Below are 17,389 nucleotides of genomic sequence, written 5' to 3'. Positions count from 1 at the left end.
TCAGAATAAGAAAAATTATAACTTGCTTTTTAGGCTCTCGTTTATCCATTTTAAGTATTCTTCATTACCACCGATTATAGGCATGGCGATTATTTCAGGGACATCGTAACTGTGAAGCTTCTTGACTAATCTTTGTTATCCTCATGATACTCATCTTCAGTATTCACGGCCCAAATGTTGTGTTTGGATTTAATATTATTGATAATGTTTTCAACAGCAGCCATTGCTGTAAGCATAGAATGGTCTTGATTATTATACCTATGCATACCGTTTCTGCCTATTAAAAACAGGTTTTCAAATTTATCAGTAAAGTTTTTGATCACATGAAATTGGTCATATGTGCCAAAATAAGCTGGATAGGTTTTTGGCATTCGAATGACAACACTATCAAGCACATCTTCTTTTTCTATAATATCAATTTTAGCTAATTCATCAATTGCAAACTTGGCAAAACTCTCATCAGCCTTATTCCATAGTTCATCTCCTTCATTGCAAAAGTATTCTAATCCTATCCATACAGTATTTTCATCTTTAACCATGTAAGGACTCCAGTTATTAAATATCTGAATTCTGCCAAGTTTTACATCTCTTTCTTGAATATAAATCCAGTTATCAGGAACAATATTATTAATAGTTTTTATTTTAGTTCCATTCTTTATTTTTAGCTTCCTTAGCAGTAAGCCAACCGTTATAAAATCGCGATATATCAATCCATGGGCTACATGATGGACCTCTCGTGGTACACCATCCTGAAGAGATTGTATTAGTTCTTTAACAGGCATTGTTGAGAAAAAAGAATCTGCTGTTTTAGTTATCAGATCATTAGTAGTTTTCTCTTTTACAACAGCTTCCACTATTTTATTATCATTGTGCTTAAGACCAATTACTTTATGCTTTAGATATATTTCTCCGCCTTTTTCTTTAATGATTCTGGCAACTTGTTCCCACATTTGACCAGGGCCAAATTTAGGATACATAAATTGTCCAATTAGGCTGGTCTCTGTATTTTTCTGTTTTTTCACAGCATGGAGCAGTGCTTTACTAATAGACAAACCTTTTATTCTTTGCCTGCCCCATTCAGGTCTAATTCTATTACAAGGAATTCCCCAGACCTTTTCTGTATAATCTTTAAAGAATGTAAGATATAGTTCTTTGCCAAATCTGTTGATAAAAAAGTCTTCAAGAGATCCTTCGTTTTTTATTGGAGAAAATCGTGTTTTGATATAGCTCAGACCTATCTTAATAATTCGCATAAATCCAAGATTTGAAAAAGTATTGAGATTCAAAGAAATAGGATAATCAAATAATTTTCGCAGGAAAAAAATTCTTGAAAGCCGGGTACGAGTTAACATTTGCGAGGGAAGAATATTCCGCCACCACTGCGTAACTCTGTCAGATTTAGAGAAAAATCTGTGCCCTCCTATGTCTATTCTATTGCCTTTATAATTTATTGTCTTGGAAATACCGCCAATATCTTCTGTCATCTCATAAATAATAGGTTTGATATCTGTTCTGTTTAGCAGCTCGTAAGCTGCAGTTAGACCTGCGGGACCTGCTCCAATTATAATAGCTGTTTTTTGATCCGACATGATGTTTCCCTTCTATCATAACTCATGAGATATAGATAATACTTCTCGTTAGGCACAATGCTTTTTTTGAATTCTTTAATTTTGACAATAGGATTTAAAGCAGAGGATATATCAAGGTCATAATTCATAATAAGCAATATGTCTTCTTTTCTCTGTAGTGTCAGTTCCTGAGCTTTTTTAAGAATTTCATAGGCGCTGCGGTCCCCTCTTTTGTTATTCCAGATAATGAAAGAGCCGAATTTATTACTCTGAGTGTAATAAATCTTGCGATTAAGGTAACCAGCCACAACAGATGCTGGAAAATCCATATCTCCAAGCATTAACATATTATCCATTTGTTTATCTTTGATGAATTTTGCTGTTTCTTTGCCTGCAGAAAATGGGTAAAACCAATCCACACCGCTTGCAACGAGGCCAAAGATGAGATGGATAAATAAAATTACCACAATAAACCTATTTTTGTATTTTTCGCAACACCTAGCCAGATTGTTAAATAATCGCGATTTTGATTCTATATCAGTGTAATAATCTGAGATCCATAAACATGCAATAAACAAGATAAACAGGTGTCCATGATGTCTTAACTCACCAAAGTGTATAATGTAGGAAAAAATTAGAAGCCCAATAGTTGCAGAAATATATAAAAAAGTCACAACAGACTTTCGTACAAAAAGCAGAAGAGAGAAACATAACAGAATGATGGATAGGATTGCACTAGGGATCCGGGAAGGGAGTATTGTAGAAACAATAAATTTAGTGTTCATGAACTCTGGAATTGGAATATAACTTTTCCATGGGATTGTAATTACACGTATGATGCGTCTTAAATCAATATTCATTCCCCAGATTCTTCCTCCGCTGTCAATGGGCTGGATAAGTTGGAGAACCGTAATTATAATGCCAAGAATAAATATGCACATACTGATAACAAGTTCCGTTCTTCTTGCGCTCAATAATTTCCGCAGGTTCCTATCGAGAACATATTCCATGATCAGCGTAAATCCAAAACAGATAGCGATCATTAAGCCGTAGACACTTGTTTGAGCAAGCATGAACAGAATACAGGATAGAGCGAGGTAGTTTTTGGTACGGGTTCGAAACGCTGCGCAGAAGCAAAAGATAAACAGAACACCCATTGCATAATTTCTGCTTATGGCAGCGTATTCATAAAGAGGAAAGTAACCAAAAGCAAATAATATCTTTTGTAACTTTGTAAATGGCGAAAATCTTGTAAAAATGTATATTGTTGTTGCAGCTAATAGTAAGTGAAAGAATTGCATTACAATTGGCTGAGCTGTAAACCTGCTGAATAAGTAAAGGCATATATGCCACAACGCAGGATGTCCTTCGTATCTCAAATTGCTAAACAGGTTCATAATGGAGACACTATCCTTGGCAATGAGCCAGGATTGTAGTTCGTCCCGCCACATTTCATGAGTTAGAATATTCAGAAGTCCAATACATAAAAAGCTTAAGACTACCAACCCTATAAAAATAGAATTATCGCTTAAAAGTGAGTTAAGGGCTTTTCTTTTATAATCAGTAATTTTTCGAACAACAGTCATTTACTCATTATATATTAGGATTATAAGAAAAACAATTGGCAGATTATGCATTAAATGTTATAATGATTTTAAGGATAAGAAAACGAAATTTGTTTAATTATGAGTATATCTGAAAGAAGAGCGGAAAGACGAAAATACCCGAGAGCTAAAGCCGATTTTCATGCAGAGATAGATAATGGGTTTGAAGCAGTAAGGACAAAGGTTGATAATATCAGCTGCTCAGGCATCTATTGTGAAGTAAATAAAAAAATTTCCTTAATGACAAAGCTTGATTTAAATATGTTAATTCCAACAACTTTTCCATCAAGGGGTGAGTTCTTCCGTGTCCACTGCAACGGCGTTGTTGTTCGTACAGAACTATCCAAACACAAAGGCAAATATAATATAGCCATATTATTCTCCAACCTATTAGAAAGCACAAGAAATAAAATATTCTCATATATTGTTGCAAAGAATTTGAGCAACAAACTGTAACAATCTTCAAACAAACCCTTGACACCCACCAAATTTTATCTTATTCTATGTTTAGAACATTCTAAACGCAAAGAAACATAAGGGTATTTTATTATGAATCCAGGAATAGAAAAAGTACGCGACTATTTTATTGAAATTGCTGGAAGCATGGCAGGAAATCTTGGGTTGAATTCAATTGCTGGTCAGATGTATGCGCTGCTCTATATCTCCAGTGACCCGGTCTCACTTGATGAAATCACAAACGTCCTGAAAGTAAGCAAGGGGAACGTGAGTGTTAATATTCGCGTACTTGAAAGATGGGGTGCAGTAAAAAAGATATGGGTAAAGGGAAGCAGGCGTAATTTTTATAAAGCGAATGAAGATATTTTGGAAATAATTAAAAACCGTCTTAAAGAAGGATTAACAAAAAGGACAAGAGAGGTAGATGATGGATTATCCAGAGCAGATGAAATGCTTCAAAGCGCAGGGAAACAGCTTAATAAAGAGGATAAAAAAATTACACATATATATAAACAAAAAATTGCAGGTATCAGAAAATTGTCTGCGAAGGTGGAAGGGTTTTTGAAATTTTTACCATAACCAACAAATACACAGGAGACTTAAGATGCTAAATGATAAGGTTATTCTTATTACAGGAGGAACAGGTTCGCTAGGAAAGAAGCTTGTACAGATTATTCTGAAAAACTATAAACCTAAAAAGCTGATTATACTTAGTAGAGACGAATTAAAGCAGTTCGAAATGGCACAGAGGTGGAATGAAAGAAAATATCCATGTATCAGATATTTTTTGGGGGATGTTAGGGATAGGGATAGATTAATCATGGCATTTCATCAGGTCGATTATGTTATTCATACAGCAGCATTAAAACAAGTGCCAACAGCAGAATACAATCCTGGGGAATTTATAAAAACGAATGTATTAGGAGCTATGAATGTTATTGATGCTTCGCTGTGTAACCATGTTGAAAAAGTAATAGCTCTATCCACAGATAAAGCATGTAATCCAATAAACCTGTATGGAGCGACAAAACTGTGCTCAGACAAGCTGTTTGTAGCGGCTAATGCTTATAGTGGCTTTGATAATACTAAATTTGCAACAGTTCGCTATGGCAATGTTCTTGCCAGTAGAGGGTCAGTGATCCCGTTTTTCAAAGAAAGGGCAAAAATAGGTGTATTGCCCATTACTGACCCGCGCATGACCCGATTCTGGATTACTCTGGATCAAGCCGCTCACTTTATTCTTATGTGCTTGTCAAGAGTCAAAGGTGGGGAAATATTTGTGCCCAGGATTCCTTCTATGAAGATTGTTGATCTTGCCAGAGCCGTTGCTCCTGATTGCAAACAGGAAATAGTAGGAATTCGCCCGGGCGAAAAACTTCATGAAACCCTGATAGGGGATGATGATGCGCGCAATACAGTACAGTTTAAGGATTATTATATCAGCATGTCGCGTGTTCCATCTAAAAAAGAGCTTCTTGACTATAAGGCATATGCTGGGAAACTCTGTCCGGATGGATTTAAATACACATCAGATAGCAACTCTGATTGGATGACAACAAAGGATCTCAAACATATTATAAGGCAAATTTCTGATGATTATGCAATTGAAAAATCACGCTGGTCTATGGAAGGTATTAGCTAATGCAAAGTAATAAAAGGAGACTTCTAATAACAGGTGTTAGTGGTTTGCTTGGAAATAATCTGGCATATTATTTTAAGGATAAATATAACATATTGGGCATGTATAACTCACACCCGGTTATTATTGACAACGTGCGAACTAAAAGAGCAGATATTATATCAGCGACTTTGTTTAATAAGACAGTCAATGAATTTATGCCTGATGTGGTAATTCACTGTGCATCGCTTACAGATATAGATTTTTGCGAAATGAATAGAGAATTGACAGATAGAATAAATGTTTTTGGAACAAAGGTTGTAACAAACAGTATTAAAAGTAATGATGTTAAATTAATATATATATCAACGGACTCTGTTTATGATGGTATTAAGGGCAATTTTTCAGAGAATGATGCTGTAAATCCACGCAATTATTATGGGTTAACTAAATATAGAGGAGAACAGATAGTTCTGAAAAAGCTCAATTCTCTAATTTTAAGAACAAATTTATTTGGATGGAACATCCAGGATAAAGACAGCCTAGCTGAGTGGATATTAACTGAGTTATCGAATAATAGACATATAAATGGTTTTAAAGATGCATGTTTTTCGTCAATATATACATTTGAGTTTGCCAGAATACTGGACAGGATAATTGATAAGGATTTGACGGGGATATATAACTGCGCAAGTAAAAGCTCTTTATCAAAATATGAATTTGCTGCGCATATAGCAAATCGTTTTAATCTGAATAAGTCTTTAATCAAGCCAATCTCTATTGATGAGTTTAAGTTTAAAGCAAAAAGAGGGAAAAAACTTACTCTTAATGTTGATAAGCTTGAAAGTAAGTTGAACTGTGTTCTTCCTACAATAGGTATGTCCATAGAATCTTTTTTTAGAGATTTTAAAAAATCTCTTCCAGAAAAAATTAAGCGCAGAGATGATTTTATTCCATATGGGAGGCAGAGTATTGAGGAGGACGATATTAAGGAAGTTGTTAAGGTATTAAGGTCTGATTGGATTACTCAGGGTCCAAGAATTAAAGAGTTTGAAGATATGCTTTGCAGATATACTGGCGCTGAGTATGCAGTTAGTGTATCAAGCGGTACAGCAGCTCTTCACATTGCCTGTCTCGCCGCAGGAATAGGAGCAGATGATAAAGTAATAACTTCTCCTATAACCTTTGTTGCCTCTGCAAACTGCATTCTATATTGCGGAGGAAAACCGGTTTTCACCGATATTCAGAGAGACACGGGAAACATTGATCCATGTAGAATTGAATATTATCTCAAAACTCAAATCTCAAATCTCAAATCTAAGCTGAAGGCGATAATCCTTGTCCATTTTGGCGGTCATCCAGTTGATTTGGAGAGAATTCAAGGTATTGCCAAAGAGTATAATTTAACTGTAATTGAGGACGCTTCTCATGCGTTAGGAGCAGAGTATAAAAACATAAGAATTGGTTCCTGCAAATATTCTGACATGACTGTATTCAGCTTCCATCCGGTAAAAAGCATTACCACTGGTGAGGGAGGGGTGGTTTTAACCAATAGAAAAGATTTATACAAGAAACTTTTGATGTTAAGGGTCGGAGGCATAACCAAGGAAGAAAACGAGTTTAAGAATAAAAAGGAAGGCGACTGGTATTACGAGCAACAATTGCTTGGTTTTAATTATAAACTCACTGATTTTCAATGTGCATTAGGAATTAGTCAGTTGAAAAAACTTGATAAATTTGTAGAGAGAAGAAGAGAGATTGTAAAAAGATACAATAATGCCTTTAAGGATAATGAGTATTTTGATTTACCAGTTGAAAAAGATTATGCTAAATCATCATGGCATCTCTATCCCCTCAGACTAAGGGATAAATATAAAGCTAAGAAAAAAGAAATTTTTTGTAAATTAAGAGAAGCAGGATTAGGCGTTCAGGTGCATTATATACCGGTTTACTTACATCCCTATTATCAAAAACTTGGTTTTAAAAAGGATTTGTGTCCTTTGGCGGAAGATTTTTATCAGCGAGAAATAAGTGTTCCTTTGTATCCAGCTATGAAAAATAGCGATATAAAATATGTTATAGATATCTTAACTAACGGATTAAAAAAATATGCTCAATAAGAGTAAACCCTTATATGAAGAAGTTGCAAAATCTGGCTTTGGAAATACTATCCCATATAGATGGAGGGAAGAATGAAAGTAGCAGCTATTATCCAGGCCAGAATGAGTTCTACGCGTCTGCCAAATAAGGTTCTTGCAGACATTGAAGGTAAGCCAATGTTATGGCATGTCATAAACAGATTAAAAAGGGCAGAGTTAGTTGATGAGATAATAGTTGCCACTACAACAAATAGAAAAGATGAGTCTATCATAGAATTAGCAAAGGAAACTAAAGCGGAATGGTTTAGAGGGAGCGAAAGCGATGTTTTGGATAGGTATTATCAAGCGGCGAAAAAACATGGAAGTGATATTATCGTACGAATTACCCCGGATTGTCCTCTTATTGACCCAGAAGTAATTGATAAAGTAATCGAACGTTTTTTTATAGGTAACCTTGATTATGTATCTAATGTTCATCCACCAACCTATCCTGACGGATTAGATATAGAGGTTTTTTCATTTAAAACTTTGAAGAAAGCGTGGGAAGAGGCAAAAAAGTCATCGGAGAGGGAACATGTAACTCTTTACGTTGTAAACCATCCCGAAATATTCATAATTGGGAATATAGAGAACGAGAAAAACCTTTCCTATATGCGCTGGTGTATCGATGAACAGAAAGATTTAAAATTCATAAAAGAGATTTATAAAAGATTATATAAAAACGACGAAATTTTTAACATGAACGATATTTTAAGTCTTTTAAAAAAGGAACCAGAACTGATGAAGATAAACGAGGGCATTTTAAGAAATGAAGGTCTTATAAAATCTCTAAAAGAAGATAAAAAATGAGTAAATACGGTTTAAAACTCTGGTCTAATAATGAGAGATACATAACACAAGCTGAGAAGTTATATAACGAAAAAGCATACGACTACGTAGAGCTATACATCGTGCCTGGCACATATGACAAACATATAGAAATGTGGAACAGTCTAAAAATCCCTTACATCATACATTGCACTCACTACATGCATGGATTCAATTTAGCGGATAAAGAAAGATTTAAAGATAATTTAAAGATGTTTTCTGAAGTAAAAGCTTTCTGTGATAAGTTAAATGGAAAGCACATAATAATTCATCCTGGTATAGGGGACAGTATAGAAAATACCACTGAGCAAATTAATATTCTTAGTGAGAAAAGACTGTTGGTTGAAAATATGCCATATGTCTCGATGTTTGGAGATGATTGCAGAGGCAGTGTATATGAGGAATTAAAAACAATAGTAGATTCCTGTAATGTTGGTTTCTGTTTGGATGTAGCCCACGCCATTACTACAGCTTTTCATCTTGGGATTGATAGTTTTGAGTACATGAAGAAAATGTTAAGTTTATCTCCAGGAATTCTTCACATATCAGATGGAACAAAACAAATACATGGCAAACATTTGAATATAGGAGACGGAGAGTTTAATTTTGAGGAGATAAAAAAGATTATCGCCCTTTCAAGTGCAGAATATATTACACTGGAACTTCCTAAAGAGAATAACTGGATACATAGTTTTACAGAAGACTTAAAAAAGATAAAGAATTATGAATAAAAGAATAAGATTGGCAAAAGGTAGATACGTAGGAGAAAACGAAGTCTGCTTTATAACTGTAGATGTTGGAGCAAACCATAACCGGGATTTAAAGGTTGCAAAAGAATTAATAGACAAAGCGACAGAGGCAGGTGCAGATGCTATAAAATTCCAGATATATTCTGCTGAAACTCTTTATTCTAAACATGTTCCGAGACATTCCTATTACAAAAAGCATTTATGGGATTTGATAAAAGAAATTGAAACACCGCGCGAATGGATCCCGAAGCTAAAGGATTACTGTGATAGAAAGCACATAATATTTTTTGCCACTCCTTTTGACATTGAAGCAGTTGATCAATTAGCTTCCTATGTAGATTTCTACAAGATCGCTTCATTTGAATTAGTTGATCTGCAGTTGATTGAATATACAGCAAAAAAGAAAAAGCCGCTAATTATCTCAACAGGTTTAGCCAATATGGAAGAAATAAAAGATGCATATCTAACCTGTAAAAAGGCGGGAAACGGTGAGATTATATTTATGCAATGTGCGTCCTTATATCCCGCAAAACCCGAGATTATGAATCTAAAAGCAATACACACTATAAAAACTGCCTTTCCTGATACAGTTGTAGGATTGTCTGATCATACTCCAGGAATTCATATTTCCCTCTCTGCGGTAGCGATGGGTGCAAAGGTCATAGAAAAACACTTAACATTATCACGCAAGATGGAAGGCCCTGACCATAGCTTCGCAATTGAACCAGATGAATTAAAAGAAATGGTAAGACAGGTTAGAGAGATAGAATCTGCTTTGGGTGATGGAAAGAAATTAGGCCCAAATCCGGAAGAAATGGAAAATTATCAAATAGCCAGAAGTAGTATCCATGCGAAAGTAAAGATACTCAAGGGAACAAGGATAACGAAGGAGATGCTCATAATAAAAAGACCTGCTTATGGAATTAAGCCAAAATTTATTGATATGATTATAGGCAGAAAAGCACGGAAAGACATAAAGGAAGATGAGTGGATAACGTGGGAGCTTGCAGAGAATGATAAAAGCTAAGATTACAAAGCTCAAAGAATGTCAAAACTTTTCAGAAGTTCTTTATTATCAAAGCACGGTAAATCCTGAAAGAATTTTCGTGCATGATGTGTGTTCGGACATAAACTATTCATTCAAAGAATTTAATTCAATTGTTGAGAAGACATCGAATTATTTGCTTTTCAGAGGGGTGAAACAGGGAGATAGGGTTACGGCTGTTATTAAGAATTCGCCAGAGTATTGTTTTTTCTATTTTGCAACTATAAGAATAGGCGCAATATTTAACCCTATGCCTTTTACTTCTCACAAAGAGGAGATAAAGAGAAATATCCGCTATGTTAAACCGTACATGGTATTAATTGATGGAAGAAGATTTGCCGAGTTTGAAGGAGAAGAAGGAAATTTTTTAGAGGTTCCTGTAGACAAGGAGAAAACGTTTGAAAAGAGACTAATGTCAATAAGCGAGAATTTAGAATACAAGATAGATATTAATGAGAATAAACCTGCTTGCTTATATTACTCTTCAGGTACCACAGGTGATCCAAAGGGAATCTTGTTTTCTCACAAGAATATGATTACCAACATTTCCTCGATTTGTCGTGGATTCAGATTTAGCAAAGAACAAGAGGTGCATCTGGTGTTTTTACCATTGGGTCATACTGCTTCCACAAACTATTCTTTCCTACCCTGTATGTACATTGGAGGTAAAATGGTTTTGGCAGAGTCATTCTGGCATATAAGAAATAAAATATGGCAATTAATTCAAGAATATAGTGTAACATATATGGAAACAGTCCCCACCATTTTATATTCCATTTTAAATATTTACAAGGATACAATGGAATATAACATCTCTTCTATGCGATTCGTTGGATGTGGTTCTGCTCCCTTGCAGAAGAATATTCAAATAGAATTTGAAAAAAGATACAACTTGAAAGCAGGAAATCTCTATGGATTATCTGAGACAGGGCCTACTCATATCGATTACCCTTTAGAAGAAAACTGGAGCCCGGGAAGTATAGGTTTTCCCTTAGATATAAATGAGGTTAAGATATTCGATAGACACGGTAATGAACTTGGTCCCAATCAGATGGGAGAAATTGTGGTCAAAGGCCCAAATGTATTTATTGGGTATTTTGAAAATGATTCTTTGTATTCCAAGGTTGTACACAATGGTTACTTTCATACTGGAGACACTGGATACAAGGATGCAGAAGGACGTTTCTATTATGTTGACAGGATAAAGGATTTGATTATAAAAGGGGGAACCAATATTGCCCCAGGTGAAATTGATGAGGTTCTCCTGCTGCATCCTGCGATAAAAGAATCTGTTACAATTGGTATTCCAGATGAGATGTTTGGCGAGGAAATCAAAAGTTTTGTTGTATTAAAAGATGTGCTATCTGTCAGTAGTGATGAGATTTTAAAACATTGCAGGAAGTATCTGCCCGTATTAAAATTGCCTAAAGAAATTGAAATTATTGAGTCCATTCCTAAGACTCATTCAGGTAAGTTGTTGAGAAAAGCATTAAGAGATAAAGCTAGACTAGAGACATGACAATTAATAATAGAGATCTTAATACTGCCATATATGCTGCTAAAGTTGCCGGGAAGATTTTAAGAGAAAACTTTGGTCAAAAATACCGTGTTATTCGCAAATCACCAAGAGAGATGGTTTCAGAAATTGACATGGAATCTCAACGTGCCATATTGGAAGTACTAAATAGTTATGATGCATCTTACGGGATAATTACTGAGGAGAAAGGAGTTCTCAAAGAAAAAGAAGGGAAAACTTGGATAATAGACCCACTTGATGGAACACATAACTATATAGCCGGTCTGCCCTTTAGTGGGATATCCATTGCTTTGGTTGAAGATAATAAATTCTATTTGGGTGTAATTTATTTTCCTATGGAAGACGAGCTGTATTATGCATTTCAAGGACGGGGTGCTTTTTGCAACGGGAAACGAGTTTCTGTATCAGAAAATAGAGACCTTTCGAAAGCTGTAATAAATTATGATAATCAATTTTATTTATCAGAAAAGTCATTTCGATATTATAAGATTTTAACAGAGAAGGCTTTTACAACAAGAATATTTGGAGTTGCAATAAAAGATTTATGCCTTATAGCTTCGGGTAAAATTGATGGCAGAATCTGGAACAGCACAAAGATATGTGATATTGCTGCCGGCATAGTAATTCTAACAGAAGCGGGAGGCAATATCACGAATTTTGATGGAAGTCCGTGCAGCGTTAATTCAAAAAGTGTGATAGCATCGAACGCAAAAATTCATGATCAACTGTTAACGCTGTTAACTCAATAAGGATTATGATCTCAAGAATCTTACTCATTAATTCTCCAAGAGTCTCGAATATCGATTTAAGTGCTGATACTGGCAAGGCAAAAAATTACTATGAAGTATACCCCCCTTTAGGGCTTTTATATTTATCTTCAATGATTAAAAGAGAATTAGAGAACATCCAGATAGAGGTGCTTGATTTACATTTAGAAAGTATTAAAGATGCTCTTGGTGGTAAAACGGTTAATTGGTTTGAAATGTGCAGAAGAAAAATAGAAGAATTTCAACCTGACTTAGTCGGATTAACTGTTATATTTGGCGCCTCATTTGCCTATGCAAAAAGCATTGGCACCAAAATTAAGGATAAATATCCAAAAATAATTATAGTTGGTGGCGGAATACATATTACCAGCATAGCTAAAGAAAAAAATAAATTAGCGTTTTGTGATTTCATTTCTTTATATGAATCAGAGTATCATTTTCTTGGTCTTATAAAATATTTAAACAATCAGCAAAACTTTCTGAGGGGGATAATTGTAAATAATAAGTTTCTTTTAAGAAATGAAGCCGATGTATTATCAGATATAGAGCGGCCTGACAATTTGGATAACCTTCCTATCCCTGATTTCGCCACTATCGATTTAAAAAATTATTATAAATATGGGATTTTATCTGCAGCCCAGACTATTTCTTATGAGACTCCTGTTGCAACCTTGCTTACATCTCGTGGGTGTCTTGGAAATTGTAAGTTTTGTAGTGTACGATCATTTATGGGGCCAGGAGTAAGGACGCATTCTCCTGAGAGAGTTCTTAGTGAGATAGACATTCTTTACAAGGAGTTTGGAATTCGGCATATTGATGTTGTTGATGACGATTTTGCATACAACGGACAGAGGGTCATTGATATACTGAATGGTCTTATTGATAGAAAATATTCGCTGACATGGTCCATGGGTAATGGTATCAGGATTGGAAGCTTAAATGAAAAAATTATGAAAAAAATGGTTAAATCCGGCTGTACATATTTTTCAATCGGTATTGAAAGTGGCGATCAGAGCATATTAAAAGAGATGCGAAAACCTCTAACTATTGAATTGCTTAAAAAAAAGGTTAAGCTATTGCATAAATATCCTGAAATATACTATAGAGCAAATTTTATGATTGGATTTCCAGGGGAAACGTTAGAACAAATGGAAAAGACATTTTCATTAGCAGAGGAAATTGCTCTTGACTGGTCTCTTTTTTCAATATGTAAACCTCTACCCAACACTGATCTCTTCAATGAAATGTTAAACAATAGTTCCGATTTTAATAGCGATTTAATAGATTATCGCTTTGATTCATCTAAAGGTATGCCTATTTATGATAATAAGGAAGAGTTTATTTTTGACCTTGCCTATACAAACAATCTAAAAATTAATTTTAAAAATAATGTAAACTTGATGGGTAGAAACATAAAGAGGTCTGTTAAAGACTTCGACAGAATTGTCAAACTAGCAAAAGATCACGCTTTTTCATGGAATTGCTTGGCAATAGGGTATAAGGCATTAAATATGAAGGAAGAGAAAAAATTTGCAATCAAAAAAACGAATGAGATTGTTAAAAGGAGTGCGTATTGGAGGCAAAAATTTGAAGAATTGGATTTTGCTATCGTGTGTTAACAGAAACACCATATTTGGGCAGGTTAATTTATGAAGCCAACTATTTGTATTACAATGGGCGATCCGGCGGGAATTGGGGCAGAGATAATTGCTAAGGCCTTAAACAATCCTGATGTGTATTCAAGATGTAATCCTCTCGTCATAGGCGATAAACAGGCTATGAAGGATGCGATTAAGATCAGTAAGCTGCACTTACATATCAATGTTATTGAAAACGTAAAGAAGGCTAATTTTAGACATGGTAGCATTGATGTATATAATCTATCCAATATAGATATGACTAAGTTAGTTTATGGAAAAGTCAGTCAAAAATGTGGTAAAGCTGCTGGTAAGTATATTGAAAAGGCAATAGCCTTAGCTTTAAAAAAAGAGGTTGATGCCATAGTAACTGCTCCGATTAATAAAGAGTCATTCGACCTTGCTGGATACGGAAAGAAATATCGCGGTCACACTGAGATGCTGGCAGCTTTGACCAATGCTAAAGACGTGGCCATGCTTTTGGCACATAAAAATTTGCGGGTTATTCATGTAACAACGCATGTTTCTTTAAGAAACGCTTTAGACCTTATTAAACTTGACAGGGTATTCAAGACTATAAAAGCAGCTTTTGAGGCCTGTCAGCAGTTAGGTGTTTTATCACCTAAAATAGGTGTGGCGGGTTTAAATCCTCATTGTGGTGAGGGGGGAATAATGGGGTATGAAGAGATAAACGAGATAATACCAGCGATTCAGAAAGCAAAAGTCGAAGGAATAAATGTTGATGGTCCAATATCACCGGATACTATATTCTCCAAAGGAAAGAACGGAACATATGACATTATTGTTGCTATGTATCATGATCAGGGACATATACCGCTAAAATTCTTTGGTTTTGAATGGAATGGAAATACATGGAGTTCGGTGGGCGGAGTGAATGTTACTATAGGTTTACCTATAATAAGGACTTCTGTTGATCATGGAACCGCTTTCGGAAAGGCAGGGAAAGGTATTGCCGACGAAAAGAGTTTACTAGATGCAATAGATTATGCAATTTTGATTGCTGAGAATAGAAGGTTGGATAGAGCAAATTAAACTTCTTAAGCAGAGAATTCTGGTAAATCTAAAAAATAGGGGAAGAGGGTGGAAATTAGTGAACGAGTAAAAAAAGTGGTAAGAAAAACATTTAATTTAGAACACAAAAAAATTGAAAATACTTGGACTTCTGCTGATATCCCTGAGTGGGATTCTATGGGACATCTTGAGTTAATCATGGCAATTGAAAAAGAATTTGATATTAAATTTGAAATTGAAGAAATGTTTAAGATACACAACTTAAATGATTTTAATAATATTCTTAAAATGAAAAAAAGATTAATACAGCCATTATATGAATTAGACAATAAAAAAATATATTATTCTGATTTTACCTGCACATTGAGAGATATTGGCGTTAATAAAGGAGATACTATTTTTGTCCATTCTGACATTTCTGCATTTGGGAAATTATGCATATCTGATAGGAGTTTTATTTTAAAAAGTCTAATTTATTCACTAAAGGAGAGTGTTAGCAATAATGGGACGATAATTATGCCCACATTCACTTATAACTTCTGTAAGGGAGAAATTTATGACGTTAGAAATACTAAATCAGATGTTGGTGTTCTTACAGAATATTTCAGGGTGCAACCAGAGGTTAGCAGAACAATCCATCCTATTTTTTCGGTCGCAATATGGGGTAAATATAAAAGTCACTTATTAGATATAAGCAAAGATTCTTTTGACGAAAACTCAATTTTTGGAAAACTCCACCAAATGAATGGGAAAATTATCTTCCTAGGTGCACCTTTTCAATCTTGCACATATGTTCACTACGTTGAACAAATGCATGGAGTTCCATACAGATATATAAAAACATTCAAGGGGAAAATTAAAGAATCCAGCATAATCTATGAAGATGAATACGATTATTTTGTGCGTTACTTAGATAAAACGATTATTACAGATCTTTCGAAATTAGAAAGACATATGCTTACGAAAGGATTAATGAAAGAAATTAAATTAGGGGCGGGGCGAGTATTAATGGTTAATTCTGATGTCTTGCTTAAGGAAGGCTGTAAACTTCTAGACAAAAATATCCGCTTTTTTTTAAAGGAGAATCCAAAATGACCCAGTTTGACAATGACAATTTGAATACGGAAAATTATGGGAAAAAAATGTTTAAATTAATAGAAAGACTCTACCCAATATGCAGAAGTATTACGGGCAATGGAGTACGAGAAACATTAAATATCATTAAAAAATATATACCTATAAAGATACATGAAATTTCTACTGGAACAAAAGTTTTTGATTGGACTGTTCCCAAGGAATGGAATATAAAAGATGCGTATGTGAAAAACTCAAAAGGGGAGAAACTAATTGATTTTAAGCAATCAAACCTTTCTGTCCTGAATTACAGTGTGCCTGTTCACAAAAGAGTGTCGTTGGAGGAACTAAAAAGTCATTTATTTACCTTGCCTGAACATCCTGATTGGATTCCTTACTTGACTTCTTACTATAAAGAAAATTGGGGTTTTTGTTTGACTCATAAGCAATATGAGAAGTTACAGGATGGTACTTATGAGGTAGTTATTGATTCCACACTTGAAGATGGCAATCTTTCATTTGGCGAATTATATATAAAAGGGAAGAGCGATGACGAAGTTCTTTTTTCGTGTTACATTTGTCACCCTTCTTTATGCAATGATAATCTTAGTGGAGTAGTCCTTTTGACTTTTTTGGCAAGAGAGTTATTAGGCGCTGATTTAAAATATTCTTATAGGTTTTTGTTTATACCTGAAACTATCGGCGCAATCACTTGGTTAAGCTTGAATGAAGATAGAGTAGCAAATATCAAGCATGGAATTATTGCGACATGCGTAGGTGATTCTGGTAAATCAACATATAAAAAAAGCAGGCAAGGGAATGCTACAATTGACAGGATAGTAGAAAAAGTCCTGATCGATTCGGGAAATCCTTATGAGATTATTGACTTTTTCCCTTCTGGAAGTGATGAAAGACAGTTTTGCTCTCCAGGATTCAATTTGCCGGTAGGTTCATTAATGAGAACTCCCTATGCTCGTTTCCCTGAATATCACACTTCTTTAGATAATTTAGATATCATTGCTCCTGAATATCTAGCAGATTCATTTCAGAAATATATTAAAGTCGTATCCATTCTTGAGAACAATATTACTTATTTAAATATTAATCCAAAATGCGAACCACAATTAGGAAGAAGGGGGCTTTACAGAATGATTGGCAGTCAAAAAGATCATGCAATTAACGAATTATCAATGTTATGGGTTTTAAATCTCTCTGACGGGAGAAACTCTCTCTTAGACATTGCAATTCGCTCCAAGATAGCTTTTGAGCAAATTAAAGTTGCAGCCGATTCTTTGGTGTATAAAGGTTTGCTTAAAGAGACTGGCTAATCCTAATA

The 17,389-nt window shown here is 34.7% G+C and carries 15 protein-coding genes and 1 pseudogene; 13 read left to right on the top strand and 3 right to left on the bottom strand.

All coding sequences use genetic code 11. The annotated features are described in order from the left end of the window. Positions 1–15 precede the first annotated feature (15 nt). From KKC91_01075 to KKC91_01065, 3 genes and pseudogenes are all read right to left on the bottom strand, one after another. Positions 16–126 (bottom strand): annotated as a pseudogene (locus KKC91_01075) (divalent-cation tolerance protein CutA). Further along, entirely contained in the window at positions 126–1,589 is a 1,464-nt protein-coding gene (locus tag KKC91_01070; GenBank protein ID MBU0477149.1) for an NAD(P)/FAD-dependent oxidoreductase, read from the bottom strand. The pseudogene KKC91_01075 and the gene KKC91_01070 overlap by 1 nt, the downstream one beginning before the upstream one ends. Further along, entirely contained in the window at positions 1,562–3,154 is a 1,593-nt protein-coding gene (locus tag KKC91_01065; protein ID MBU0477148.1) for a hypothetical protein, read from the bottom strand. The genes KKC91_01070 and KKC91_01065 overlap by 28 nt, the downstream gene beginning before the upstream one ends. Positions 3,155–3,253: 99 nt before the next feature. Between KKC91_01065 and KKC91_01060 the strand changes: the two genes are divergently transcribed. The 13 genes from KKC91_01060 to KKC91_01000 all read left to right on the top strand — a co-directional run bounded on the left by KKC91_01060 (position 3,254) and on the right by KKC91_01000 (position 17,381). After that, positions 3,254–3,628 carry a PilZ domain-containing protein gene (locus KKC91_01060; GenBank protein MBU0477147.1) on the top strand — a complete coding sequence of 125 codons (375 nt, stop codon included), beginning with the start codon at positions 3,254–3,256 and terminating at the stop codon, positions 3,626–3,628. Between the two features lie 93 nt (positions 3,629–3,721). After that, positions 3,722–4,207 carry a hypothetical protein gene (locus tag KKC91_01055; protein ID MBU0477146.1) on the top strand — a complete coding sequence of 162 codons (486 nt, stop codon included), beginning with the start codon at positions 3,722–3,724 and terminating at the stop codon, positions 4,205–4,207. A 25-nt stretch (positions 4,208–4,232) separates the two neighbouring features. Further along, positions 4,233–5,270, top strand: a complete 1,038-nt coding sequence (gene pseB, locus KKC91_01050; GenBank protein MBU0477145.1) for a UDP-N-acetylglucosamine 4,6-dehydratase (inverting) — start codon at positions 4,233–4,235, stop codon at positions 5,268–5,270. Further along, positions 5,270–7,366 carry a UDP-4-amino-4,6-dideoxy-N-acetyl-beta-L-altrosamine transaminase gene (gene pseC, locus KKC91_01045; GenBank protein MBU0477144.1) on the top strand — a complete coding sequence of 699 codons (2,097 nt, stop codon included), beginning with the start codon at positions 5,270–5,272 and terminating at the stop codon, positions 7,364–7,366. The genes pseB and pseC overlap by 1 nt, the downstream gene beginning before the upstream one ends. 72 nt (positions 7,367–7,438) lie before the next feature. Beyond that, positions 7,439–8,194 carry a glycosyltransferase family protein gene (locus tag KKC91_01040; GenBank protein MBU0477143.1) on the top strand — a complete coding sequence of 252 codons (756 nt, stop codon included), beginning with the start codon at positions 7,439–7,441 and terminating at the stop codon, positions 8,192–8,194. Beyond that, on the top strand, positions 8,191–8,943 hold the full coding sequence (locus KKC91_01035) for a sugar phosphate isomerase/epimerase (GenBank protein ID MBU0477142.1): 753 nt from the start codon (positions 8,191–8,193) through the stop codon (positions 8,941–8,943). Before KKC91_01040 ends, KKC91_01035 begins: the two co-directional genes overlap by 4 nt. Then, the gene (locus tag KKC91_01030; protein MBU0477141.1) at positions 8,936–9,988 is read left to right on the top strand and encodes an N-acetylneuraminate synthase family protein; all 1,053 of its coding nucleotides are present in this window, start codon (positions 8,936–8,938) and stop codon (positions 9,986–9,988) included. The genes KKC91_01035 and KKC91_01030 overlap by 8 nt, the downstream gene beginning before the upstream one ends. Then, complete coding sequence (locus tag KKC91_01025; GenBank protein ID MBU0477140.1) at positions 9,975–11,525, top strand: acyl--CoA ligase; 1,551 nt, start codon at positions 9,975–9,977, stop codon at positions 11,523–11,525. Before KKC91_01030 ends, KKC91_01025 begins: the two co-directional genes overlap by 14 nt. Next, the gene (locus KKC91_01020) at positions 11,522–12,292 is read left to right on the top strand and encodes an inositol monophosphatase (GenBank protein MBU0477139.1); all 771 of its coding nucleotides are present in this window, start codon (positions 11,522–11,524) and stop codon (positions 12,290–12,292) included. Before KKC91_01025 ends, KKC91_01020 begins: the two co-directional genes overlap by 4 nt. 5 nt (positions 12,293–12,297) lie before the next feature. Beyond that, positions 12,298–13,929, top strand: a complete 1,632-nt coding sequence (locus tag KKC91_01015) for a B12-binding domain-containing radical SAM protein (GenBank protein MBU0477138.1) — start codon at positions 12,298–12,300, stop codon at positions 13,927–13,929. Positions 13,930–13,983: 54 nt separating this feature from the next. After that, positions 13,984–15,000, top strand: coding sequence for a 4-hydroxythreonine-4-phosphate dehydrogenase PdxA (gene pdxA, locus KKC91_01010; protein MBU0477137.1), 1,017 nt, complete (start codon positions 13,984–13,986; stop codon positions 14,998–15,000). A gap of 48 nt (positions 15,001–15,048) precedes the next feature. Next, positions 15,049–16,074 carry an AAC(3) family N-acetyltransferase gene (locus tag KKC91_01005; GenBank protein MBU0477136.1) on the top strand — a complete coding sequence of 342 codons (1,026 nt, stop codon included), beginning with the start codon at positions 15,049–15,051 and terminating at the stop codon, positions 16,072–16,074. Then, positions 16,071–17,381 carry a DUF4910 domain-containing protein gene (locus KKC91_01000; protein MBU0477135.1) on the top strand — a complete coding sequence of 437 codons (1,311 nt, stop codon included), beginning with the start codon at positions 16,071–16,073 and terminating at the stop codon, positions 17,379–17,381. The genes KKC91_01005 and KKC91_01000 overlap by 4 nt, the downstream gene beginning before the upstream one ends. Positions 17,382–17,389: the final 8 nt, after the last annotated feature.

Source organism: bacterium (assembly GCA_018812485.1).
GTDB lineage: Bacteria > JAHJDO01 > JAHJDO01 > JAHJDO01 > JAHJDO01 > JAHJDO01.
Note: the sequence above shows the minus strand (reverse complement) of the source record. Positions and strands in the feature narration are given on the sequence as shown.